Genomic DNA, 22384 nt, shown 5'->3' on the forward strand with positions numbered 1-22384 from the left:
TCAGGACTCCTGGTCGTGCCGATTGACCCGCTCTTCAAGCCGGTTCTGCAGGTGCGCGAGCACGCTGGCGAGAATCCAGTAGATCAGGGCGGCGGCAAGATACATGGTGAAGATTTCGAAGGTGCGGGCGGTGATCAGCTGCGCCTGGCGGAACAGTTCAGGCACCTGGATTGTGGCGGCCAGGGCCGTGTCCTTGACCAGGGAAATGAAGCTGTTGCCCAGCGGCGGCAGAGCCGTGCGCATGGCTTGGGGCAGGATCGCCCGGCGCAGGGTCTGCGCGCGGGTCATGCCGATGCTGGCGGCGGCTTCCCATTGGCCACGCTCGATGGAGCCGATGGCAGCCCTGAGGATTTCACAGGCATAGGCCGCCATGTTCAGGGAGAAACCGATCAGTGCCGCGGGCAGCGGGTCCAGTTCCAGCCCCAGTTGCGGCAGGCCGTAATAGATCACGAAGAGCTGCACCAAGAGCGGCGTGCCGCGAAAGAACGACACGTAGATGCGGGCGATCCAGCTCACCAGGGCCAGGCGCGACAGGCGCATCAAGGCCAGGCCAAAGCCCAGCAGCAGTCCGAAGAACATGCCGCCGAGGCTGAGGATGACCGTGTAGTACGCGCCTTTGAGAAGAAATGGCGCTGATTCCAGCGCCAGTTGCAGGCCTGCTTCCATTATTGGGTGACGTCAGCGTTGAAGTATTTTTCCGAGAGTTTTTTCAACGTGCCGTCCGCCCGCAGTTCCTCGATGGCCTTGTTCACCGCCGCCAGCAGCTCAGGTTCGCCCTTGCGCAGGGCCACGCCGGCTTCCTGGCGGGAGAAGGGTTCGCCGGATACCACCAGGGTGTCCTTGGTTTTCTTGATCAGCTCGAAGGCCGCCAGGCGGTCCACCAGGATGGCTTCGATACGGCCTACGCGCAGGTCCTGGTACTTGGTCGGATCGTCGTCGTAGGTCTTGATGATGGCGGTGGGCACGTTGTCCTTGAGCCACTGCTCGTAGTTGGTGCCCAGGCCCACGCCGACCTTGTGCCCACCCAGGTCGGCGGCGGTCTTGAACTTGCCTTCGTCCTTCTTCTGGGTCAGGGCCTGGATGCCGGAGACGGTATAGGGGATGGAGAAATCGTACTTTTTCTTGCGCTCTTCAGAGATGGTCACCTGGTTCACCACGGCGTCCAGGCGCTTGGACTCCAGGGCGGCGAGAATGCCGTCCCACTTGGTCGGCTGCAGCTTGACCTTGACCCCGAGCTTGTTCGCCAGGGCTTCGGAGAATTCCACCTCGAAGCCGGTCAGCTTGCCGTTTTCGTCCACATAGCTGAACGGTGGGTAGGTGCCTTCCAGGCCGACGTTGATGACTCCGGCATCCTTGATTTTCTGCAGTTGCTCGCCGGCAACCGCTTGCCCCATCAGTCCGGCACCCAAGGCCAGGCCCAGTGTGCCAATCAGCAGATTGCGACGCAGTACGGAAAAATTCATGACAAGCCCCTGTGTGTTTTCTTATGCACGATGCGGGTGGAGTTGCAGGTCAATCGGTGAGGCGCGAACTGTGCTTTATCCTGCCTTAAATGCGCGCGGCGCGTCTCGTGGCAATTGGGCCTGCGGCGCGACTATAAGACGGCATTTATAGGTTTAAAAATAATATAAATTTACTTTGTTATTCCTTTTTGTTTGGTTTTGTTGCGCCACCATCTCCTACAAAAACTTCACGGCACTCAACCCGTAGGAGCTGGCTTGCCAGCGAAGGCGCCGTCGAGGGCGGCGCATGGCTTGCGGCCTGTTCGCCGGCAAGCCGGCTCCTACACAAAACTTCACCTCCTACGAGAAGGCGCCGGCGTAGGCGAACAGGGCCGGGGCGCCGCCGGTGTGCAGGAAAATCAGCGGGCCATCATCGAAGCGCTGGCGACCGACCCCGTCCAGCAGGCCGGCCATGGCCTTGCCGGTGTATACCGGGTCCAGCAACAGGCCTTCCTGGCTGGCCAGCAGCTTGACCGCCGCCAGCGTCCCGGCATTGGGTTCACCGTAGCGCGGGGCGAAGTACTCGTCCCACAACTGCACGTTGAAAGCGTCGGGCAGCTTCACTCCCAGCAGTTCGGCGGTGCGCTCGGCCAGGCCCTGGACCTTGGGCCGCTGGTCTTCTTCGCTGCGCGACACGGTGACCCCGATCACCGGCAGTTGCGGCAGCACTTCGCTCAAGGCCAGGGCCAGGCCGCTGTGGGTGCCGGCGCTGCCGGAGGCCAGGACCACGGCGGCAAATTCCAGGCCGCTGTCTTCGATCTGCTGCGCCAGCTCCAGGCCGGCGCGCACGTAGCCCAGGGCCCCCAGGGCGTTGGAGCCGCCGATGGGCACCAGGTAGGGTTTCTTGCCGTTGCTGCGCAGGCGCGCGGCCAGGGCGTGCAGTTGCTCGTCGGCCTGGTCGAGGTTTTCCACCAGCTCCACCTTGGCGTCGAACAGGTCCAGCAGCAGGCGGTTGCCATTGCCCAGGTAGTTGGGGTCTTGGGTGCCGGTGGGGTTTTCCAGCAGGGCCACGCAGCCCAGCCCCAACTTGGCGGCCAGGGCTGCGGTCTGGCGCACATGGTTGGACTGGATGGCACCGGCGGTGATCAGGGTGTCGGCGCCCTGGGCCAGGGCATCAGCGGCCAGGTATTCGAGCTTGCGCAGCTTGTTGCCGCCCATGGCCAGGGGTGTGCTGTCGTCACGCTTGACGTAGACATCGCGACCGATCCAGGCCGACAGGCGTTCGAGTTTTTCCAGGGCGGTGGTAGACCTGAGCAGGTCGAGACGGTTAAAGCGGGCGAGCTGTTGTTTGATCATGGGGCCGCACGGAACAGGGAAGGTGCAAGGACTATAGGCAGCCCTTTTTGCCCGGGCAACCGCCAATCGCTTATGCGAAAAAGTGCTTGAAGCCAGACAATTAGTTCTTAAGCGCCGCCGTCGCCGGGCGTAAAGTGATCGCCGTTTGCGCGGCCCGATTGTCCGGCCGCCCGAGTAAGGAGTCTTATCGTGAGCGAGCGTTCCAGCCATTGGCAATTGCAGACCATCGTTGGCCAACTGCGTGATGCCCGTGACCAGTGGCGTACCCGCAACGGTCGGGTCAGCGGCGAGCAGGGCGGGCGTGAGCTGCCGTCGCGGGCGGCCATGGCGGAAATCCTCGAGGCCCTGTGCGGTGCCCTGTTTCCCATGCGCCTGGGGCCGGTGGACCTGCGCGAAGAGAGCGAGGATTTCTACGTGGGCCACACCCTGGACGCGGCGCTCAACGCCTTGCTGGCCCAGGCGCGCCTGGAGCTGCGCTATGTGGCCCGGCAGAGCGGCGAGGCCGATGCCGAAGTCAACGCCCGGGCGATCCGCCTGATCCAGGATTTCGCCCTGGCCCTGCCCGGCCTGCGGGTGCTGCTGGACACCGATGTGCTGGCGGCCTATCACGGCGACCCTGCGGCCCGCAGCGTGGATGAGGTGCTGCTGTGCTACCCCGGCATCCTGGCGGTGATCCACCACCGCCTGGCGCACCATCTGTATCGCGCCGGCCTGCCGCTGCTGGCGCGGATCAGCTCGGAAATCGCCCACTCGGCCACCGGCATCGACATCCACCCGGGTGCGCAGATCGGCCGCAGCTTCTTCATCGACCACGGTACCGGCGTGGTGATCGGCGAGACCGCGATCATCGGCGAGCGGGTGCGCATCTATCAGGCGGTGACCCTGGGCGCCAAGCGCTTCCCGGCGGACGAGGACGGCCAGTTGCAGAAGGGCCACCCGCGCCACCCGATCGTCGAGGACGACGTGGTGATCTACGCCGGCGCGACCATCCTGGGGCGCATCACCATCGGCAAGGGCTCGACCATTGGCGGCAACGTCTGGCTGACCCGCAGCGTGCCGGCCGGCTGCAACCTGACCCAGGCCAACCTGCAGCACGAAGACGGCTCGCAGAAGTAGGCGCTGGCTTGTGTAGGCGCTGGCTTGCCAGCGAAGGCGTCCCTGAGAGCGATGCAGGGCTGCGGGCCTCTTCGCCGGCAAGCCGGCTCCTACGGGAGAGAGGCCGGCCCGGCAAGGGGCTTTTTCTGCTGAACGATTGCGTTCGACACACGTCATACCCTTCCCTGAGCTAGCGTACAAAAAGGTACCGCTGAGCCCTGCGATTAGTCCTGAGCCCCCTATCCATGTTTAACTTGAACGCTTGTTCAAGTTAAACCGGTGGTTCGCTGCCCGCTCACAACAGGAGGCTTGCCTTTGCTGAGTCCGTCTATTTCAGCCATGTTTCATCCCTTCGAGGTGCACCGTTCATGAGTGCACCATCCACCTCCGCGAATGCTCTGATTCGCATGAACCCTCCGGTGTTCTACTTCGCCGCGAGCTTTATCCTGATCTTCGGCGTGGTGGTCATTTCCATGCCGGAACAGGCCGGCGCCTGGCTGCTGGCGGCGCAAAACTGGGCGGCCAATACGGTCGGCTGGTACTACATGCTGGCGATGACCCTGTACCTGGTCTTCGTGGTGGTCACCGCCTTGTCCGGCTACGGCAAGATCAAGCTCGGTGCCGACCACGACGAACCCGAGTTCAGTTACCTGTCCTGGGCCGGCATGCTGTTCGCCGCCGGGATCAGCATCACGCTGTTCTTCTTCTGCGTTTCCGAGCCCCTGACCCACATGCTGCAACCGCCCCAGGGCGAGGCCGGCACCGCCGAGGCGGCGCGCCAGGGCATGCAGCTGCTGTTCCTGCACTGGGGCCTGCACGGGTGGGGCGTGTTCGCCTTCGTCGGCATGGCCCTGGCGTACTTCGCCTATCGGCACAACCTGCCGCTGGCCCTGCGTTCGGCGCTGTACCCGCTGATCGGCAAGCGCATCAACGGCCCTATCGGCTACGCGGTGGATGGCTTCGGCATCATCGCCACGGTGTTCGGCCTGGGCGCCGACATGGGCTTTGGCGTACTGCACCTGAACTCCGGCCTCGACTACCTGTTCGGCATCGCCCACACCCAGTGGATCCAGGTTGGCCTGATCACCCTGATGATGGGCGCGGCGATCATTGTCGCGGTGTCCGGGGTCGACAAGGGCGTGCGGGTGATGTCCGACATCAACATGCTGCTGGCGGTGGCGCTGCTGCTGTTCGTGCTGTTCGCCGGGCCCACCCAGCACCTGCTCAACACCCTGATCCAGAACCTGGGCGACTACCTGGGCGCCTTGCCCACCAAGAGCTTCGACGTCTACGCCTACAACAAGCCCAGCGACTGGCTGGGCGGCTGGACGGTGTTCTACTGGGCCTGGTGGATTGCATGGTCGCCGTTCGTGGGCCTGTTCATCGCGCGGATTTCCCGGGGCCGGACCATTCGTGAGTTCGTCTTCGGCGTACTGCTGATTCCCCTGGGCTTCACCCTGGCGTGGATGTCGATCTTCGGTAACAGCGCCATCGACCAGGTGCTCAACCACGGTATGAGCGCCCTGGGCATGTCGGCTATCGACAACCCGTCGATGACCCTCTACCTGCTGCTGGAAACCTACCCCTGGAGCAAGACCGTGATTGCGGTCACGGTGTTCATCAGCTTCGTGTTCTTCGTCACCTCGGCGGATTCCGGCACCGTGGTGCTCTCGACCCTGTCGGCCAAGGGCGGCAACGCCGATGAGGATGGGCCGAAATGGCTGCGGGTGTTCTGGGGGGCGATGACGGCGCTGGTTACCAGCGCGCTGTTGTTCGCCGGCAGCATCGACTCGCTGAAGTCGGCGGTGGTGCTGACCTCGCTGCCGTTCTCGCTGATCCTGCTGTTGATGATGTGGGGGCTGCACAAGGCGTTCTACCTGGAATCCCAGCGGCGCATCGCCCAGTTGCATTCCCTGGCGCCGGTTGCGCCTTCGCGGCGGGGCAAGGGCGGCTGGCGCCAGCGCCTGAGCCAGGCGGTGCATTTCCCGTCACGGGATGAGGTGTATCGCTTCCTCGATCAGACGGTGCGCCCGGCTATCGAAGAGGTGACCGCGGTGTTCGTCGAGAAGGGCCTGAACGTGGTGACCCAGCCGGACCCGGCCAACGACAGCGTGAGCCTGGAAATCGGCCATGGCGACCAGCACCCGTTCATCTATCAGGTGCAGATGCGCGGTTACTTCACCCCGTCCTTCGCCCGTGGCGGCATGGGGCCCAAGGAGCTGCGCAACCGCCGTTACTACCGGGCCGAGGTGCATCTGGCCGAGGGCAGTCAGGATTACGACCTGATGGGCTACACCAAGGAACAGATCATCAACGACATCCTCGACCAGTACGAACGCCATATGCAGTTCCTGCATCTGGTGCGCTGAGCCGTTCGCTCAGGCCTTGGTGAGCAACAGGTAGAACACCAGGGCCAGCACCGGCACGGCAAACACCAGGCTGCCGACCGCCAGCTCCGAACGCAGGGGCTGGTGGGCGGTGACCATGCCCACCGCACCGTTGATGACCGTCAACGCCAGCCACAGCCCCGAGAAGCCATAGCCCAGGGTCTGGCGGCTGAAACCCAGCCGCTCGCCGATAAACAGCACCAGTGCCAGCAGGATCAGGCCAAAGGTGATGATGATGGTGGTGTGCATGATGGGTACTCCCCGGGAGCCGGTGTGCCGGCGCATATATCGAGCATAGGCGTCAAACCAGCCCGCCATTGGCCCGCAGGATCTGCCCGTTGACCCAGGCCGCCGCCGGGCTCGCCAGGAAGCTGATGATGCTGGCGATATCCTCCGGCTGCCCCAGGCGTTCCAGGGGCGGCATCCTGGCGAAGCTGGCCACCTGCTCGGCAGTCTTGTCCTTGAGGAACAGTTCGGTGGCCACCGGCCCCGGCGCCACGGCATTGACCGTGATCTGGCGCCCGCGCAGCTCCTTGGCAAACACCTGGGTCAGGGATTCCACCGCCGCCTTGCTGGCGATGTACACCGCGTAGCCCGGCAGGTTGAGGCCGACGGTGCTGCTGGAGAAATTGACGATACGGCCGCCGTCATTCAGGCGCCCGGCGGCTTCGCGCAGGGTGTTGAAGGTACCGCGAGTGTTGATGGCGAAGGTCTGCTCATAGAGCTCGTCGCTGTGCTCGGCCAGGGGCAGCACCTTGAGGATGCCGGCGTTGTTGATCAGCACATCGACCTTGCCCAGTTGGGTCTCGGTCTCTTCGAACAGCCGGCGCACATCGCTGGCACTGGCCACGTCGGCCTTGACCGCTATGGCCCGGTGCCCGGCCTGGCGCAGTTCCACCACCAGCCGGGAAGCTTCCTCGCTGCTGCTGGCGTAGTTGATCGCCACGGCGTAACCCTCCTTGGCCAACTGGCGGGCGATCACTGCGCCTATGCCTCGGGAGGCTCCGGTGACAATGGCGACTTTTGCGGCTTGAGCGGTCATGGGGTCAGTCCTTCATGGAGGTTGAACGGCTTGTCTGGGCAACAGGTTCACGGATTTACCGTGCTGGATAAATGCGCCAGAGTTGCCTTGACTGTTCAATATTCGCCAACAATCGAGCTTCTGGAGCCACCTGTGGACCAAGTCAAAGGGATGAAAGTGTTCGTAAGGATCTACGAGCGCAGCAGCTTCACTCTAGCCGCCGATGACCTGAACCTGCCCCGGGCGACCCTGACCCACACCCTCAACCAGTTCGAGGCCTGGCTCGGTACCCGGCTGCTGGAGCGCAGCACCCGCCGGGTACGCCCGACTCTGGATGGCCAGGCCTATTACCCCCGTTGCGTGCAACTGCTGGCGGAGCTGGAAGAGGCTGAACTGGCGTTTCGCACTGTGGAGCCCCATGGGCGCTTGCGGGTGGACATGCACGGCACCCTGGCCAAGCACTTCGTGATCCCGCGGCTGGGGGAGTTCATGCAACGTTATCCACAGATCGAACTGGCCATCAGCGAGGCCGACCACTTTGTCGACCTGGTCGCCGAGGGCGTGGACTGCGTGCTGCGTGCCGGCAACCTGGAAGGCTCCTCGCTGATTGCCCGGCGGGTGGCGAACCTGCAGCAGGTGACCTGCGCCAGCCCCGCCTACCTGGCGCGATACGGCGAACCGCAGAGCCTGGACGAACTCGGCGCGCATCGGGCGGTGAACTACGTTTCGCGTACCGCCACCCGCTCGTTCCCCTTCGAGTTCCTGGTCGAGGGGCAGGTGCGCGAAGTGGCCATCGATGGCGCCTTGTCGGTGTTCGGTGCGCAGATCTACGGCGCCTCGGCCCTGGCGGGGCTGGGGATCATCCAGTGTCCGCGTTATCACGTGGCGCGGCAGATCGAGCAGGGATCGATGCGCGAGATTCTCTGTCACACGCCGCCCCCGGCAATGCCGGTGTCGGTGGTCTACCCCCACAGTCGGCACATGTCGCCGCGGGTGCGGGTATTTGTCGACTGGCTGGCGCAGGTGTTTACCGAGGCGCATTGACGCCCCCCGATGGCACGCCATGCGCAGGAGCCGTCTTGCCAGCGAAGGCCGCCGCGAGAGCGATGCCGGACCTAAAGGCCTGTTCCCCGGCAAGCCGGCTCCTGCACGCTGGGCGATTGGCCACCAGCGTATTAATTAACCAAGTGTGTATAGTGTGTATTTTGCTCTGCTGCATTGCTTAAGGTGCCTGATCGTTCGGCATCCACAGGGCGGGGCTATGCGCAGTCGGGAAATGATCAGCAGGATCGAGGCGGATGGTTGGTACTTGGTGGCCGTCAAGGGCAGTCACCATCAGTACAAGCATCCTTTCAAGCCGGGCCGCGTGACCATCAGGCACCCGGATACGGATCTGCCCAAAGGCACGCTCAACAGCATCTTGAAACAGGCGGGCCTGAAATGAGCCTGTTTCTGAACGAGGAGTCCAACGACATGAAATTCCCGGTGGTTCTGCACAAGGATGCCGACTCCGAATATGGGGTGACAGTTCCGGATGTACCGGGCTGCCATTCTGCCGGCCCGACGGTTTCCCTGGCGTTCGAGAACATCAAGGAAGCGCTGTCCCTGCACTACGAGGGCCTGGTGGCGGACGGCGAGCCCTTGCCCCAGGTGCATGAGATTGACGATCACCTGGACAACCCCGACTACGCCGGTGGCGTATGGGGCGTGGTGGAGTTCGACGTGACGCCCTACTTCGGCAAGTCGGTGCGCTTCAACGCCACCCTGCCGGAGCAATTGCTGGAGCGCATCGACCAGAGGGTCGAACGCGATCAGCGCTACCGTTCGCGTTCCGGGTTCCTCGCCGCTGCGGCGCTGCGCGAGCTCTCTGCCTGAGGGGCGGTGGGCTCAACTGCTTTCGCGCTCGATCAGCTGGCATTGCAGCAGGTTCAGGCGTTGCACCGTGCCGGCCACTGGCAGCACTCCCAGGCTCTCCAGCACCCGGGTCGCGGCCAGTACGCCGATCTGAAGCGCCGGTGGCTGGATGGTGCTCAGGCTGGGCAGCAGCATCTGCGCAAAGGGGTAGTCGCCAAAGCCCAGCACCGCACATTCCTCGGGGATCTTCAGCCCGGCTCGTTGCCCCGCCAGCAGGCCGCCGGCCGCCAGGTTGTCGTTGGCGAAGATGATCGCGTCGGGGCGTTCCGGGCTGCCCATCAGCGCTTCCATGGCCTGTTTGCCGGCCTCGAAGGGCGCGCGGTCGGCATCCGGGGCAAACACCCGGGGCGCCAGCCCCAACTCGGCCAGCGTTGCCAGATAGCCGTCGCGCCGCTCCAGGGCACTGAAGTCTCCGGGGGCGCTGTTCTGCACGAAGGCGATGCGCCGGTAGCCTTTGGCGTGCAGGTGGCGAGCGGCCGTGACCCCTACCTGAAAGTGCGAAAAGCCGATCTGCAGCGGTTGGCGCTGGGGCTGGTAGTCCCAGGTTTCGATCACCGGGATCTCGGTGTCGGCGAGCATCTTTTCCGTGCCCGGGCTATGGAAGTGGCTGGTCAGTACCAGGGCTGCCGGCGACCAGCCAAGAAAGGCCCTTACCGCGCTCTCCTCCTGCCTTGCGTCGAAGTAGCTGGAAGCCAGCAGCAGTTGGTAGCCATGGCGGCTGAGGGTGTCGCTGAAGCCCTGGATGGTCTGGGCGAAAATCGGCCCGGAAATGTTCGGGATGACCATGGCGACAATCCGCCCGCGGGCCGAGGCCAGCCCGCCGGCCACCAGGTTCGGTACATAGCCGAGTTCGGCGACCACCGCGGCGATGCGTTCACGGCGCTCGGGGGAAACACTGTCGGGCTGGTTGAAATAGCGCGAAACGGTGATCGCCGACACCCCGGCCTGGCGCGCCACGGTGTTCAGGGTTACGCGGCCGGCGCCGCGGCGCTTGCGGCCAGGCGCTTGGTCAGAGGTCATGGGCGCATTCCTTTGGCTGAACAAAAATGCATATAAAAGTAATTTTTCAGTATTGGACGCTCTATCAGGAGCCTGTCGATACTGGCGATGTTAGCGCTAACAAAGCGCCATGTCTGCTACTCGCTCGAGCGAATGCCCAAGACAGTTTTCAGGCGCTGCCGGCACAGATCGGCAGCGGTTCGGGGCATTTTTCAGCAGGTGCAGCATGCAGAACTTTCTTGGGGAACAGCACAGTCTCACGCAGTCGATCCGTGGTGCCACGCCATTGCGACCCCATCTGGGCTGGTTGCTGGCGGGGCTGGCCGCCTTGCCGCTGCCGGCGGCTTATGCCGCTGACAGCGGCGCCAGCGCACAGGATCAGGAACCGACCCTGAAGTCGGTGACCGTCACCGCCACCCGCCGCGAAGAATCGCTGCAGAAAGTCCCGGTGGCGGTCTCGGTGGTGGAGGGCGAGCAACTGGAGCGGGATAACCGCAACGGCGTTGCAAGCATCGTGCAGCAGGTGCCATCGCTGAACTTCCGCACGGGTGCCTCGAACAAGGACACCTCGCTGTTCATCCGTGGCGTGGGCACCATTTCCACCTCACCGGGGGTGGAGCCCACGGTGGCGACGGTGATCGACGGCGTGGTCTACGGCCGCCCCGGCCAGGCCACCCTGGACCTGCTGGATCTGGAACGGATCGAAGTCCTGCGCGGGCCCCAGGGCACCCTGTTCGGCAAGAACGCCTCGGCCGGGGTGCTGAATGTCATCACCAAGGCGCCTACGGCCGAGACTCATGGCTACATCGACCAGGCCTACTACAGCGGCAACGAAAGCCGCACCCGTTTCGGCATTGGCGGCAGCCTGATTCCCGACACCCTCAAGGGCTCGTTCACCACCTTGTTCGGCAGTTACGACGGCAATGTGGATAACCGCCACAACGGCCAGGAGGTCAACGGCTACAACCGCAAGGGCGTGCGCGGCAAGCTGGAGTTCACCCCCAGCGAGGACCTCAAGTTCACCTTCGCGGCGGACTACATGCAATCCCATGATGACGCCCCCAACGGGGTGGTGAGCAAGGCCCTGACACCCGCCTTCGCCAATGCCCTGAACCCCGTGCGCGCCAGCAGCGACAACCGGGACATCAACACCGACACCCGTACCCATGTGGACGATATCAACAAGGGCCTTTCCGGCCAGCTGGACTGGAGCCTGGGCGACTACACCCTGACCTCGATCACCGCCTGGCGCGGCTGGAACAATACCCAGTACCAGGACGGCGACCGTCTTGGCACGGTCACTGCGGCGTTCCCCGGGACCGCCGACAAGGGTGACCTGGACTACAACCAGTACTCGCAGGAGCTGCGCCTGGCATCGCCCAAGGGGCGGTTCCTGGAGTACGTCGGCGGCCTGTTCTACATGCACGGCAAGGATGAAGAAACCTACCAGCGCACCCTGACCACGACCACCGGCGCCAACCGGGGCATTGCCGACTACAGCACCACCAACGACAGCTACGCGGTATTTGGCGAGAGCACCCTGAATTTCACCGAGGACTTTCGTGGCATCGCCGGCCTGCGCTGGACCCACGATGACCTGAAGTACGATCACCGCCGGGTCTCGACTTCGGCGACCACGGTCAGCGGCATCCAGCCGGGCACCCAGAGTTCCGGCTCGGTGGACGAGGATGGCTGGTCCGGGCGCCTGGGCCTGCAATATGACCTCAGCGCCACGGTCACCAGCTACCTGACCTATTCCCGGGGCTACAAGGGCCCGGCCTACAACGTGTTCTTCAACATGCAGCCGCGGGACACCCAAGCGCTGAAACCCGAAACCTCCAACACCTGGGAGGCGGGGATCAAGGCCAGCAGCTGGAATAACCGGCTGACCACCAACCTCGCGGTGTTCCACAGCGAATACGACAACTACCAGGCCAACTTCTTCGACACCGTGGCCGGGCAGGTAGTGACCCGCCTGATCAATGCCGGGAGCGTCAGCAGCGAGGGCGTGGAACTGGATTACGCCCTGCAGGCCACCCAGCAACTGAAGTTCTCCGGGGCCCTGGCCTACACCCGGGCGCGCATCGACGAATTCGCCTGCCCGGCGGGCGCGGCGGCTTCGTGCAACGTCAACGGCAAGCCGTTGCCCTTCAGCCCGGACTGGAAAAGCTACGTGCGCGCCGACTACAGCATTCCCCTGGATAACGGCCTGGATATCGAGTTGGGCACTGACTACAGCTGGCAAAGCGAAGTGCAGTACGACATCAGCCAGAACCTCGACACCCGGCAGGGCGCCTACGGCATCTGGAACGCCAGCATTGCCTTGGCCGACTACAACGATGGCTGGCGCGTGGCGTTGCTGGGCAAGAACCTCGCCGACAAGTCCTATTCGCCCTTGCTGGCCAGTGGCGGCAACTACATCTACCGCGCCGTGCCCCGGGATGACGAACGTTATTTCGGCGTGCAGTTGCGCAAGGATTTCTGATGCCCTGCCGTTGTAGGAGCCGGCTTGCCGGCGAATGGGTCGGCGAGCTGGGAGCAGGTCCCGAGGGCGCTTTCGCTGGCAAGCCCGCTCCTACAGCGGGCTTTGGCGGTGTCCCTTTTGCAGCATGAAACAAGGAGTGATCCATGTCCCGTTCCACTCGCCAGCTCAAGCTCGGCGCCTTTCTCATGGCCACCGGTCACCACGTTGCTGCCTGGCGTCATCCGGATGTTCCGGCCCAGGCAGGGCTGGATTTTGCCGTCTATAAAGAACTGGCGCAGATCGCCGAAGCCGCGCGCTTCGATGCACTGTTCGTCGCCGACAGCCTGGCAGCCCCTACCGGCCCCATCGCCAGCCGCATGGCCCGCTCCGATTACTTCGAACCCTTGACGTTACTGGCGGCCCTGGCGGCCGTGACCGAGCGGATAGGGCTAATTGCCACTAGCACTACGAGCTATAACGTACCGTACCACGTAGCACGTAAATTCGCGTCGCTGGACCATCTTTCAGGTGGTCGGGCGGGGTGGAACCTGGTGACTTCCGACAATGCCGCCGAAGCGCGGAATTTCGGTCGGGAGGAACATTTTGGGCACGCGGAACGTTATCGCAGGGCCCGGGAGTTCCATCGGGTGGTCACCGGGCTCTGGGACAGCTGGGAGGACGACGCCTTTGTCCGCGACAAGGCCAGGGGCGAGTATTTCGACCCAGACAAGCAGCATTTACTGGACCATCGCGGTGAATTCTTCCAGGTCAAAGGGCCACTGAATGTGGCGCGCCCACCCCAGGGATACCCGGTGATCGTCCAGGCCGGTTCCTCCGAGAGCGGTCGTGAGCTGGCGGCCCAGACCGCCGAAGTGGTATTCACCGCCCAGCCCTCCCTGGCTGCCGCGCAGGCCTTCTATGCCGACCTGAAAGGACGCCTTAAGCAGTACGATCGTAGTACGCAATCCCTGAAAATCATGCCTGGGGTATTCGTGGTGGTGGGGGACAGCGAAAGTCAGGCCCGGGAAAAGTTCGAAGCCTTCCAGGACCTGGTGGAGCCCGAGGTGGGCGTGGCCCTGTTGGGGAGGATGCTGGGCAACTTCGACTTGTCCGGCTACCCGCTGGATGCACCGTTACCGTCGCTGCCACTGACCGAGAGCGGCCAGCAGAGCCGCCAGCAATTGCTCACCGAGCTGGCCGGCAAGGACAACCTGACCCTGGCCCAGTTGGGGCGCAGGATTGCCGGTGGCCGTGGGCACTACAGCCTGATCGGTACGCCCGGGCAGATAGCCGACGAACTGCAAGCCTGGTTCGAGGAGGACGCTGCCGATGGTTTCAATGTGCTGGTGCCACATCTCCCTGGCGGGCTACGGGACTTTGCCGGCGGGGTGATTCCGGAACTGCGGCGGCGCGGGCTGTTCAGAACTGAATACGAGGGCCGAACCCTGCGGGAAAACCTGGGGTTGGCGCGACCGAAGAATCAGTTTGTGTGACAACGCGGCTCCTACCGTGGGGCGCTTTGATCGACGTTAGTCGTTTTGGAAAGACCTGACTCAGAGAGGATTCGATGACTTACATAGCTGCTGAAAACCGCTACGACTCCATCCCCTATCGCCGTGTCGGCCGCAGTGGCCTGGTACTGCCGGCGCTGTCCCTGGGGCTGTGGCACAACTTTGGCGACAGCACGCCGATCGACACCCAGCGTGCCTTGCTGCGCACCGCCTTCGATCTGGGGATCAACCACTTCGACCTGGCCAACAACTACGGCCCGCCCTACGGCAGCGCCGAAATCAACTTCGGCCGCCTGCTGCGTGAAGACTTCAAGGCCTATCGCGATGAATTGATCATCTCCAGCAAGGCCGGTTGGGACATGTGGCCCGGGCCTTACGGCCAGGGCGGCGGTTCGCGCAAGTACGTGCTGGCCAGCCTCGACCAGAGCCTGCAGCGCCTGGGCCTGGACTATGTGGATATCTTCTATTCCCACCGTTTCGACCCGGATACGCCGCTGGAGGAAACCGCCAGTGCCCTGGCCACCGCCGTGCAGCAGGGCAAGGCGTTGTATATCGGTATTTCTTCCTATTCGGGGGCCAAGACCCGGGAAATCGCCGCGTTGCTCAAGGAGTGGAAGGTGCCGCTGCTGATCCATCAACCGGCCTACAACATGCTCAACCGCTGGGTCGAGAAGGACCTGCTGGACACCACCGAGGAACTCGGCGTCGGGGTCATCGCCTTTACGCCGCTGGCCCAGGGCCTGCTTACCGACAAGTACCTCAATGGCATTCCCGAGGATGCACGGGTCAATCGTCCGGGGGGCGGCTCGTTGCAGGCTTCGCACTTGTCGGAGGCCAATATCGCCCATGTCCGCGCGCTCAACGAGATCGCCAAGAACCGCGGCCAGAGCCTGGCGCAACTGGCCCTGGCCTGGACCCTGCGCGACTCGCGGGTGACCTCGGCGCTGATCGGTGCCAGCCGGCCGGAGCAGATCGTCGAGAACGTCGGGGCGTTGCAGAACTTGAGCTTCAGTGTCGAGGAACTGGCGGAAATCGATCATTTCGCCAAAGAAGGGCGCATCAACCTGTGGGAAAAACCTTCGACGGCAGAGTGAGGTAAGTCTGCCCGTGCACCGATAAAACAGCCCCCGGCAGAGCGATCTGCCGGGGGCTGTTGGCTTTGCCGCCTGGAGCGGGGCGGCAGGCGTCGTTACCTGGTCGTGCTGCTGACTTTCAAGGAGGACGGATTGCCGGCCACGGTGCGGTCCTGGGGATCATCGAGGTCGACCTTGGCGGTCACCGACAGGCCCGGCCGCAGGCGTTCGAGGCCGGACTGGTTGGCGTCGAAGCGAATGCGCACCGGCACCCGCTGGACGATCTTGGTGAAGTTGCCGGTGCCCGGTTCGAAGGGCAGCAGGGCAAAGGTCGAGCCTGAACCCGGAGCCAGGCTTTCCACGGTGCCGGTGATGCTGACGCCTGGCAGGGCATCGATCTTGATCTGCGTCGATTGCCCCGGGTACATGTGCTGGGTCTGGGTCTCCTTGAAGTTGGCCAGTACATAGAGGTCATGCAGCGGCACCAGGGTCAGCAGGCGCGAACCCGGTTGCACGTAATCGCCGACCTGGATCTGCCGATTGCCGACGGTGCCGTCCATCGGTGCATAGATGGTGGTGTGGCGCAGGTCCTGCTGGGCCAGTTCCAGCCGCGCCTTGGCGGTTACCACCTTGGCCTTGGCCATCTGCAATTGCGCTTGCAGGCGTTGCCGTTGCGCGGTGGTGACCGCAAGGTCGTTCTCCGCCACTTGCAACATGGCCTGGGCGTAGGCCAGGCCTTGTTCTGCGGAGATGGCCTGGGTGCTGTATTTCTCCACTTCATTGCGCGCCACGGCGCCAGTGGTGACCAGGGTATCGAAGCGATTGCGCTCTGCACCGGCACGCTTGGATTCGGCCTGGTTGGTGCGGATCGAGGTACGCGCCGCCTGCACGCGGGCACTGGCCAGGCGCTGCTCGGCGTCCTGGATGGTCAGCGCGGCCTCGGCCAGGGCGACTTGGGCCTGGTTGTCCGCCAGATCGCCTTCGGCCAGGGATACCCGGCTGTCGAACTCTTCGCTGTTGATGCGCACCAGGGGCTGCCCGGCGGTGACGCTCTGGTGATCCTTGACCAGCACCTCTGTCACCAGGCCATGGACCCGCGGCGCGACGGAGGTCGCATCGGCGGCGATGTAGGCATCGTCCGTGGCCTGCGTCGACGGCGCCATCAGCACCCAGCCAGCCCCGACTGCAACCAATGTCAGGGCGATAGCGCCGGCGATCAGCGGGCGCTTGGAACGCTTGCGCGGCTTCTCGGACTCTTGGGCGGCTTGCAGGATGGCGTTCTGAGTCTGGGTGCTCTGCTCCATGTTGAAGCTCCATGCTGTTTTGAATTACGATCATAATATTCACATGTCGGTCGCAATACTACAGGGAAGTACCTACCGTGACGACAAGCGCAACTGACCTCTTTGAAGCGGGTGCCCAGCCCGGCCAACAGTCCACCAAGCGCAAGTTTCTGGTCTTCACGATCATGGCTTTCGGCATGTTCATGGCGCTGATCGACATCCAGATCGTGGCGGCCTCGCTCAACGACGTGCAGGCCGGGCTCAGTGCCGGACCTGATGAAGTGAGCTGGGTACAGACCGCCTACCTGATTGCCGAACTGATCATGATTCCCTTCTCGGCGTTTCTCGCCCAGGCGATTTCCACCCGCTGGCTGTTCGCTGCCAGCGCGGCGTTCTTTACCCTGTTCAGCGTGGGTTGCGGCATGGCCTGGAACATCGAGTCGATGATCGTGCTGCGGGCCCTGCAAGGCTTTGCCGGCGGGGCGATGGTGCCGACGGTATTCGCCGTGGGGTTCGTGTTGTTCGAAGGCAAGCAGCGGGCGATGGTCCCGGCAATCCTTGGCATGACCGCGGTGCTGGCACCGACCCTGGGCCCCACGGTGGGCGGCCTGGTGACCTTCTACCTGGACTGGCGCTGGATCTTCTTCATCAACGTGCTGCCGGGGCTGGTGATCTGCATCGGCGCGGCGTTGCTGATCGATGTGGATCGCCCGGACCTGTCCATGCTGCGGCGTATCGACTGGCTGCATTTCGTCGCCATGGCGCTGGCCCTGGGGTGTTTTGAATACGTGCTGGAGGAGGGGCCGCGCAAGGACTGGTTCAGCGATACCGGGATCGTCATTGCGGCCTGGGTGTCCCTTGTGTCCTTTGGTTTGTTCATCGAGCGCTCGTTGTATTCGAACAACCCGATCGTGTCCCTGGTGCCGTTTCGCGACCGCACCTTTTCCATTGCCTGCCTGTTGAACCTGGTGATCGGTTTTGGCCTTTATTCGTCGACCTACCTGGTGCCGGTGTTTCTTGGCCGGGTGCGTGGCTTCGATAGCCTGGAAATCGGCACCACGGTTTTTGTCGTAGGCATCGGGCAGTTGGTCAGTACGATTATTGCTGCCCGGGCCTCGGAAAAAGTTGATCGGCGACTGATCATCTCGGTGGGCTTTCTCGGCCTGGCGCTGAGCCTGTGGCTGACTTCCCGGGTCACCTCCAACTGGGGATTCGATGAGTTGCTGGTGCCGCAGGTGGCGCGTGGGCTGTTCCTGATGCTGTGCATCGTGCCGAGCGTGAACATGGCCTTGAGCTCGTTCCAGGGGGTCGAACTGCGCCAGGCCTCCGGGCTGTTCAACCTGATGCGCAACCTGGGCGGCGCCATTGGTATTGCTACGGTCAACACCTGGCTGCAGGACGATGCCCGGACTCAGGTCCTGCGCCTGTCCGAGTCGCTGGGGAGCAAGGCTGTCGCCGCCCAGGAACTCATGGGCCAACTGGCGCTGAAGATTGCCGCCGATACACCGGATGCCAGCCACGCTTTCCTGATGGCTCAGGGTATTCTCGGCCGCCTGGTGGGGCGTGAAGCGCTGACCCTGGCCTTTGGCGATGTATTCCGCCTGATGGCGATGATGTTCGTGGTGGCGTTGTTGCTGGTGCCGTTGTGCAAGGTGCCCCCGGCCGCGCCAGGCGCAGCCGAGGAGGAGAAGTGATAAGCAGCCGGGGCCTAGATGATCGGCGGCCCGGAGCGGGTCTTGCGCAACTGGCTGGGGGTGCAGCCCATGTTTTTCCACATCAGGCGGCGTAGAGCGGTGGAATCGGCATAGCCCACTTTGAAAGCAACTTCTTCAATGCTCATATTGGTGGTTTCCAATAAGCTTTGAACATGTTGCAGGCGAACTTTCTGAATGAAGGCCATGGGCGGTTTTCCCGTGGCGCTACGAATTCTGCGGGATAAGGTCTTCTCGGTTATACGCAAATGTTCGGCAATGGTGCTCAGTGGCGGAACGTTGGGCAGGCAATCCTCGATGAACTTCTCCATTAACAAAACTTCACGGTTTTCCGTTTGCAAGTTGGACAAGGCCATGTAGTGATATTGCGCCGGTCGACCATCTATCAACAGATAACGCATGGTCAACTCAGCAATCTGATTGCCCATCTTATTACGCAATATGTAGAGCATTAGATCCATTTGCGACATGCCTGCGCCTGCTGTAATCATATTTCCGTCATGAATAAGCATGCGTTTTGTGTCGAGTATCGCTTCGGGATAACGCTCTTTGAAAGTTTCATACAGTTGCCAATGAGTGGTGACCGTATGCCCCTCCAGAACCCCCGCCTCACCCAGGACGAAAACTGCTGAACAGGACGCCGCCGTCTGCTGCCCGCGGCGGTGATGGTCATGCACCAGCTGGCTGAGCTTGCGGATATCGGCGTGCCCAAGCCGGGTGATCAGTTCGCTGGACAGGCTAAGCCCAGGCAGCCTTTTTTCCCGGCGACAGCCAAAGAAATCCAGCTCCTGGGTGTTCTCCAGCCCCAGTCCCGGGATCACCAGCATGCTGCCTTCGATGGCCTGGACCTTGTCCAGTGGCTGGGCATCCAGGCGCATGCCGTTGCGCATGCGAACCGATTCGCTGCTGCCGATAATCTTCCAGGTGATGGTTGGCCGGCCCATGACTTCGGCGACCTGGTTAGCTGTTCGCAGCACATCCAGGGTGATCGCGACACTCGATCCCATGGCACCTTCCAGCGCAATAAGCGTGAGCACATCCATGTCCATTTTCTCCCTGTAAGTGTCCATTTGTGCATTAGCAAAATATACAAGCTGGTGGCAGACTTCTCAACGCATCCAGATTTCACTTTCCTGCCCACGCTATTCCCTGTGGGACATAAAAAAATATGCATTCATCAAGTGAGTGCGTTGCTCTGTCAATAAAATGACATCTTTGTCTACTGCCTAGTAAGAGCTCCCCTTTTTAGGGGCGTTTGTTCGGTTCCTTAGTGCTGAAAATAATAAACGACCTTCAGGTCAATATATGGCTCTCCATTTAAAAAGGATTTTGAATGAACTACGCCGTGCCTCGTGATTATCTTAATGATGTCAATCCAGCCATATCAGCGCATGTAGCAGTTGATGATCTGCCGTTGGCCGAAGTCCCGGGCATCGAATGTTTAAGTTCGGTTACCGAAGTACTGGCCTATCGCGCATGGCGGCAACCCGATGCCATTGCCTTCATCCATCTGCTAGATGGCGAGCGGGAGGAGGCGTCGATCAGCTACGCCGAACTGTGGAAGCGTAGTCAACGATTGGCCGCCGCGCTGCAGATCTTCGAGCCCCGTGAAAAACGGGTGCTGATGCTGTTCGAGACCGGTATCGACTACATCGTTTCACTGTTCGGCCTGCTGCTGGCCGGTGCCGTGGCGATCCCGGCCTTTCCCCCAGTGGGGACCCGGGGGCTGGAGCGGCTGGCACTGATCTGCGCTGATGCCCATCCGCAACTGGTGCTCACCAGCTCGCGCTTCATGCGGTCCCAGGAGCGGGTCAACGCTCTGCTCCAGGGTGATTTGCCCGCGCCTCAGTGGGTTGACCCGGAGCAGTTGGCGGAGGCGGATTCATCCTGGCGCGGGCAGGCGCTCGCCCACGGCCAACTGGCCCTGCTGCAATACACCTCGGGCTCCACCTCGGCGCCCAAGGGCGTGATGCTGACCCACGACAACCTCTACAGTAATTGCCGCAGTGCCAGCCAGTGGATGGGCCCGGCCAGGAATCGCGTGGGTTGCAGCTGGCTGCCGCCCTATCACGACATGGGCCTGATGGGCGGAATCCTGCAGCCGATCTTCGATGCCTTCCCTACCGTGCTCATCAGCCCCGGGCACTTTGTCCAGCGGCCGCTGCGCTGGCTGGATGCGGTGTCCAGGTACGGCGCCGACGTCACCATCGCGCCCAACTTCGCCTTCGACCTGTGTGTCGAAAACATCACCGACGAGGAACTGGCAGAGCTCGACCTGAGCAAGCTCAAGGCTATTTATTGCGGGGCCGAGCCGGTGCGCCAGAGCACCCTGGCGCGCTTCTCCGAACGTTTTGCCGCCGCCGGCTTCAACCCGGCGGCCCTGGGCCCCTGCTACGGGTTGGCCGAGGCCACCGTACTGGTCTCGGGCAAGCGCCACGATGAGCCGGCGTTCAATACCCAGGTGGATCGGGACCAACTCGCCAGTGGCACCCTGGCCATCGTCGATGCCGAGGATGCCCGGGCCCTGCCGCTGGTCAGTAGCGGCAGGGTCGCCCCGGGCCTGCGTGTGGCGATTGTCGACCCTGTCAGCCTGCAACCGGTGGCCGACGGCCAGATCGGCGAGATCTGGGTCCAGGGCGACAACGTGGGCGCCGGCTACTGGGGCAAGGAAGCGCTGAGCCAGCAGGTGTTTCGCGCCAGCCTGCCGGGCATCCATGGGCGTTTCATGCGCACCGGCGATCTTGGCGCTCTGCACCGCGATGAACTGTTCGTCACCGGGCGCCTCAAGGACCTGATCATCATTGCCGGACGCAACCTGTATCCCCAGGACCTGGAGCTGGCGGTGGAAAGCGCCGACCCGCGCATCCGCAGCAACGGCTGCGTGGCGGTGGGCATCGATAACGGCCAGCAGGAACAACTGGCGATCGTGGCCGAGGTCAAGCGCAGCGAGAAACTCGATGAAGCCCAGCAGGAACAACTGCGCCAGGTGATCACCAGTGCGCTGGTCAGCCAGTTCGGCGTGGCCCCGGCGCGCATCCACCTGGCGCCCATGGGCGGCATTCCACTGACCACCAGTGGCAAGGTCCAGCGCCAGGCCACCCGCAAGGCCCTGCTCAACGACACGCTGGCGCGTTATGGCGCCAGTCGCGCGGCTGCGGCACCTACCCTTAAAACTGCTACGGATGCCCTGTCATGACGGCCATGAATCCTCATATCGACCGCACCGGCCAGCGCGAGCGGCAATTGGCCTGGCTGACGGTCGCAACTCCGGCAGTGGGCACCGTGGTGGCCCTGGTGCTGGCCTGGCATCAGGGCATCGGCTGGCTGGAAATCGGCGCGCTGGCCAGCATGTACCTGCTGACCGCCCTGGGAGTGGAAGTGGGCATGCACCGGTTCTTTTCCCACCATGCGTTCAAGGCCGGCCCGGTGATCACCGCATTCTTCGGCATCGCCGGTTCGATGGCGGCGCAGGGCCCGATCCTGTTCTGGGCGGCGACCCATCGCCAGCACCACGCCTTCACCGACAAGGAAGGCGACCCGCATTCGCCGCGTCCGCTCAAGGCGGGTTTTATCGGCAATATCCAGGGCTGGTGGCACGCTCACCTGGGCTGGCTGTTCAGCCTGCGCAAGCAGAACTGGAGCCAGTTCGTGCCGGACCTGCTGCGCGATCGACTGATCATGCAGATCAACCAGCGCTACTACCTGTGGATCATCCTCGGCCTGCTGCTGCCCAGCCTGGCATGCGGGCTGATAACCCGCAGCTGGGAGGGCGCGCTCAGCGGCCTGCTGTGGGGCGGCTTCGTGCGGATCTTCCTGGTGGACCACGCCACCTGGTGCATCAACTCCTTTGCCCACCGGGTTGGCGGCCGCGACCACAAGACCCGGGACACCAGCCGCAACGTGTTCTGGCTGGCGATTCCGACGGTAGGGGGCGGTTGGCACAACAACCACCACGCCTTCCCGGCGCTGGCCCATGCCGGCCTGAAACCCTGGCAGTTGGATATTGGCGGCCTGTTCATCGAGCTGCTCGCCCTCTGCGGCCTGGCCTGGGATGTCAAACGGCCCGGCCCGACCGTGGCTGCAGAACCTTCAGAAAGCTGATTGCCGGTCCCTACCTCACAGGAAGC

19 protein-coding genes are annotated in these 22384 nt (G+C 63.1%); 11 read left to right on the top strand and 8 right to left on the bottom strand.

Going from position 1 to position 22384, the window contains the following annotated elements; genetic code table 11:
- The 3 genes from tcyL to A9971_RS11760 all read right to left on the bottom strand — a co-directional run bounded on the left by tcyL (position 1) and on the right by A9971_RS11760 (position 2798).
- Positions 1-666: a cystine ABC transporter permease gene (gene tcyL, locus A9971_RS11750; protein WP_015633746.1), complete on the bottom strand. Its 666-nt coding sequence runs from the start codon at positions 664-666 to the stop codon at positions 1-3.
- Entirely contained in the window at positions 666-1463 is a 798-nt protein-coding gene (tcyJ, locus tag A9971_RS11755) for a cystine ABC transporter substrate-binding protein (RefSeq protein WP_011058628.1), read from the bottom strand. Before tcyJ ends, tcyL begins: the two co-directional genes overlap by 1 nt.
- Before the next feature lie 339 nt (positions 1464-1802).
- Positions 1803-2798, bottom strand: coding sequence for a D-cysteine desulfhydrase (locus A9971_RS11760; RefSeq protein WP_011058629.1), 996 nt, complete (start codon positions 2796-2798; stop codon positions 1803-1805).
- 189 nt (positions 2799-2987) lie between these two features.
- On the opposite strand from A9971_RS11760, the gene epsC reads away from it, so the two are divergent.
- Together epsC and betT are read left to right on the top strand one after the other, a co-directional pair.
- Positions 2988-3914 carry a serine O-acetyltransferase EpsC gene (gene epsC, locus A9971_RS11765; protein ID WP_183000632.1) on the top strand — a complete coding sequence of 309 codons (927 nt, stop codon included), beginning with the start codon at positions 2988-2990 and terminating at the stop codon, positions 3912-3914.
- Positions 3915-4300: 386 nt separating this feature from the next.
- Positions 4301-6262 (top strand): choline transporter BetT, encoded by a 1962-nt coding sequence (gene betT / locus A9971_RS11770; RefSeq protein WP_161466434.1) that lies wholly within the window; start codon positions 4301-4303, stop codon positions 6260-6262.
- A gap of 9 nt (positions 6263-6271) precedes the next feature.
- Here betT and A9971_RS11775 read toward each other — a convergent pair whose 3' ends face one another.
- The gene (locus A9971_RS11775) at positions 6272-6529 is read right to left on the bottom strand and encodes a hypothetical protein (RefSeq protein WP_015633747.1); all 258 of its coding nucleotides are present in this window, start codon (positions 6527-6529) and stop codon (positions 6272-6274) included.
- 52 nt (positions 6530-6581) lie between these two features.
- Complete coding sequence (locus tag A9971_RS11780) at positions 6582-7322, bottom strand: SDR family oxidoreductase (RefSeq protein ID WP_019094920.1); 741 nt, start codon at positions 7320-7322, stop codon at positions 6582-6584.
- Positions 7323-7454: 132 nt separating this feature from the next.
- Between A9971_RS11780 and A9971_RS11785 the strand changes: the two genes are divergently transcribed.
- The 3 genes from A9971_RS11785 (at position 7455) to A9971_RS11795 (ending at position 9176) form a co-directional block, all read left to right on the top strand.
- Complete coding sequence (locus A9971_RS11785; protein WP_011058633.1) at positions 7455-8345, top strand: LysR family transcriptional regulator; 891 nt, start codon at positions 7455-7457, stop codon at positions 8343-8345.
- A gap of 217 nt (positions 8346-8562) precedes the next feature.
- Entirely contained in the window at positions 8563-8745 is a 183-nt protein-coding gene (locus A9971_RS11790) for a type II toxin-antitoxin system HicA family toxin (RefSeq protein WP_041115175.1), read from the top strand.
- A gap of 29 nt (positions 8746-8774) precedes the next feature.
- Positions 8775-9176: a type II toxin-antitoxin system HicB family antitoxin gene (locus A9971_RS11795; RefSeq protein WP_041120520.1), complete on the top strand. Its 402-nt coding sequence runs from the start codon at positions 8775-8777 to the stop codon at positions 9174-9176.
- 12 nt (positions 9177-9188) lie between these two features.
- Here A9971_RS11795 and A9971_RS11800 read toward each other — a convergent pair whose 3' ends face one another.
- Complete coding sequence (locus A9971_RS11800) at positions 9189-10235, bottom strand: LacI family DNA-binding transcriptional regulator (RefSeq protein WP_077933197.1); 1047 nt, start codon at positions 10233-10235, stop codon at positions 9189-9191.
- A gap of 205 nt (positions 10236-10440) precedes the next feature.
- Here A9971_RS11800 and A9971_RS11805 point away from each other — a divergent pair, with 205 nt between their 5' ends.
- From A9971_RS11805 to mgrA, 3 genes are all read left to right on the top strand, one after another.
- Positions 10441-12699: a TonB-dependent receptor gene (locus A9971_RS11805; RefSeq protein ID WP_077933198.1), complete on the top strand. Its 2259-nt coding sequence runs from the start codon at positions 10441-10443 to the stop codon at positions 12697-12699.
- Positions 12700-12842: 143 nt separating this feature from the next.
- Positions 12843-14171: an LLM class flavin-dependent oxidoreductase gene (locus A9971_RS11810; protein ID WP_077933199.1), complete on the top strand. Its 1329-nt coding sequence runs from the start codon at positions 12843-12845 to the stop codon at positions 14169-14171.
- A 74-nt stretch (positions 14172-14245) separates the two neighbouring features.
- Positions 14246-15283, top strand: a complete 1038-nt coding sequence (gene mgrA, locus A9971_RS11815) for an L-glyceraldehyde 3-phosphate reductase (RefSeq protein ID WP_183000633.1) — start codon at positions 14246-14248, stop codon at positions 15281-15283.
- Between the two features lie 95 nt (positions 15284-15378).
- Here the strand turns inward: mgrA and A9971_RS11820 are convergent, their stop codons facing one another.
- Positions 15379-16566 carry an HlyD family secretion protein gene (locus A9971_RS11820; protein ID WP_041115185.1) on the bottom strand — a complete coding sequence of 396 codons (1188 nt, stop codon included), beginning with the start codon at positions 16564-16566 and terminating at the stop codon, positions 15379-15381.
- A gap of 77 nt (positions 16567-16643) precedes the next feature.
- Here A9971_RS11820 and A9971_RS11825 point away from each other — a divergent pair, with 77 nt between their 5' ends.
- The gene (locus A9971_RS11825) at positions 16644-18239 is read left to right on the top strand and encodes a DHA2 family efflux MFS transporter permease subunit (RefSeq protein WP_041115186.1); all 1596 of its coding nucleotides are present in this window, start codon (positions 16644-16646) and stop codon (positions 18237-18239) included.
- A 14-nt stretch (positions 18240-18253) separates the two neighbouring features.
- Here the strand turns inward: A9971_RS11825 and A9971_RS11830 are convergent, their stop codons facing one another.
- Positions 18254-19300, bottom strand: a complete 1047-nt coding sequence (locus A9971_RS11830; RefSeq protein WP_011058640.1) for a GlxA family transcriptional regulator — start codon at positions 19298-19300, stop codon at positions 18254-18256.
- 371 nt (positions 19301-19671) lie between these two features.
- Here A9971_RS11830 and A9971_RS11835 point away from each other — a divergent pair, with 371 nt between their 5' ends.
- Positions 19672-21453 (top strand): fatty acyl-AMP ligase, encoded by a 1782-nt coding sequence (locus A9971_RS11835; protein WP_041115188.1) that lies wholly within the window; start codon positions 19672-19674, stop codon positions 21451-21453.
- Positions 21450-22358, top strand: coding sequence for an acyl-CoA desaturase (locus A9971_RS11840; protein WP_015633759.1), 909 nt, complete (start codon positions 21450-21452; stop codon positions 22356-22358). Before A9971_RS11835 ends, A9971_RS11840 begins: the two co-directional genes overlap by 4 nt.
- Positions 22359-22384 lie beyond the last annotated feature (26 nt).

This window comes from Pseudomonas sp. UME65 (assembly GCF_014170225.1).
GTDB classification, from domain to species: Bacteria; Pseudomonadota; Gammaproteobacteria; order Pseudomonadales; family Pseudomonadaceae; genus Aquipseudomonas; species Aquipseudomonas protegens.

Bases quoted from the DNA above. Each gene is read 5' to 3' on its own strand.
- A9971_RS11810 (WP_077933199.1), top strand. From the start codon at position 12,843: ATGTCCCGTTCCACTCGCCAGCTCAAGCTCGGCGCCTTTCTCATGGCC.
- tcyL (WP_015633746.1), bottom strand. From the start codon at position 666: ATGGAAGCAGGCCTGCAACTGGCGCTGGAATCAGCGCCATTTCTTCTC.
- tcyJ (WP_011058628.1), bottom strand. From the start codon at position 1,463: ATGAATTTTTCCGTACTGCGTCGCAATCTGCTGATTGGCACACTGGGC.
- A9971_RS11790 (WP_041115175.1), top strand. From the start codon at position 8,563: ATGCGCAGTCGGGAAATGATCAGCAGGATCGAGGCGGATGGTTGGTAC.
- A9971_RS11800 (WP_077933197.1), bottom strand. From the start codon at position 10,235: ATGACCTCTGACCAAGCGCCTGGCCGCAAGCGCCGCGGCGCCGGCCGC.
- A9971_RS11830 (WP_011058640.1), bottom strand. From the start codon at position 19,300: ATGGATGTGCTCACGCTTATTGCGCTGGAAGGTGCCATGGGATCGAGT.
- A9971_RS11775 (WP_015633747.1), bottom strand. From the start codon at position 6,529: ATGCACACCACCATCATCATCACCTTTGGCCTGATCCTGCTGGCACTG.
- mgrA (WP_183000633.1), top strand. From the start codon at position 14,246: ATGACTTACATAGCTGCTGAAAACCGCTACGACTCCATCCCCTATCGC.
- A9971_RS11780 (WP_019094920.1), bottom strand. From the start codon at position 7,322: ATGACCGCTCAAGCCGCAAAAGTCGCCATTGTCACCGGAGCCTCCCGA.
- A9971_RS11840 (WP_015633759.1), top strand. From the start codon at position 21,450: ATGACGGCCATGAATCCTCATATCGACCGCACCGGCCAGCGCGAGCGG.
- betT (WP_161466434.1), top strand. From the start codon at position 4,301: ATGAACCCTCCGGTGTTCTACTTCGCCGCGAGCTTTATCCTGATCTTC.
- A9971_RS11760 (WP_011058629.1), bottom strand. From the start codon at position 2,798: ATGATCAAACAACAGCTCGCCCGCTTTAACCGTCTCGACCTGCTCAGG.
- A9971_RS11805 (WP_077933198.1), top strand. From the start codon at position 10,441: ATGCAGAACTTTCTTGGGGAACAGCACAGTCTCACGCAGTCGATCCGT.
- A9971_RS11795 (WP_041120520.1), top strand. From the start codon at position 8,775: ATGAAATTCCCGGTGGTTCTGCACAAGGATGCCGACTCCGAATATGGG.
- A9971_RS11820 (WP_041115185.1), bottom strand. From the start codon at position 16,566: ATGGAGCAGAGCACCCAGACTCAGAACGCCATCCTGCAAGCCGCCCAA.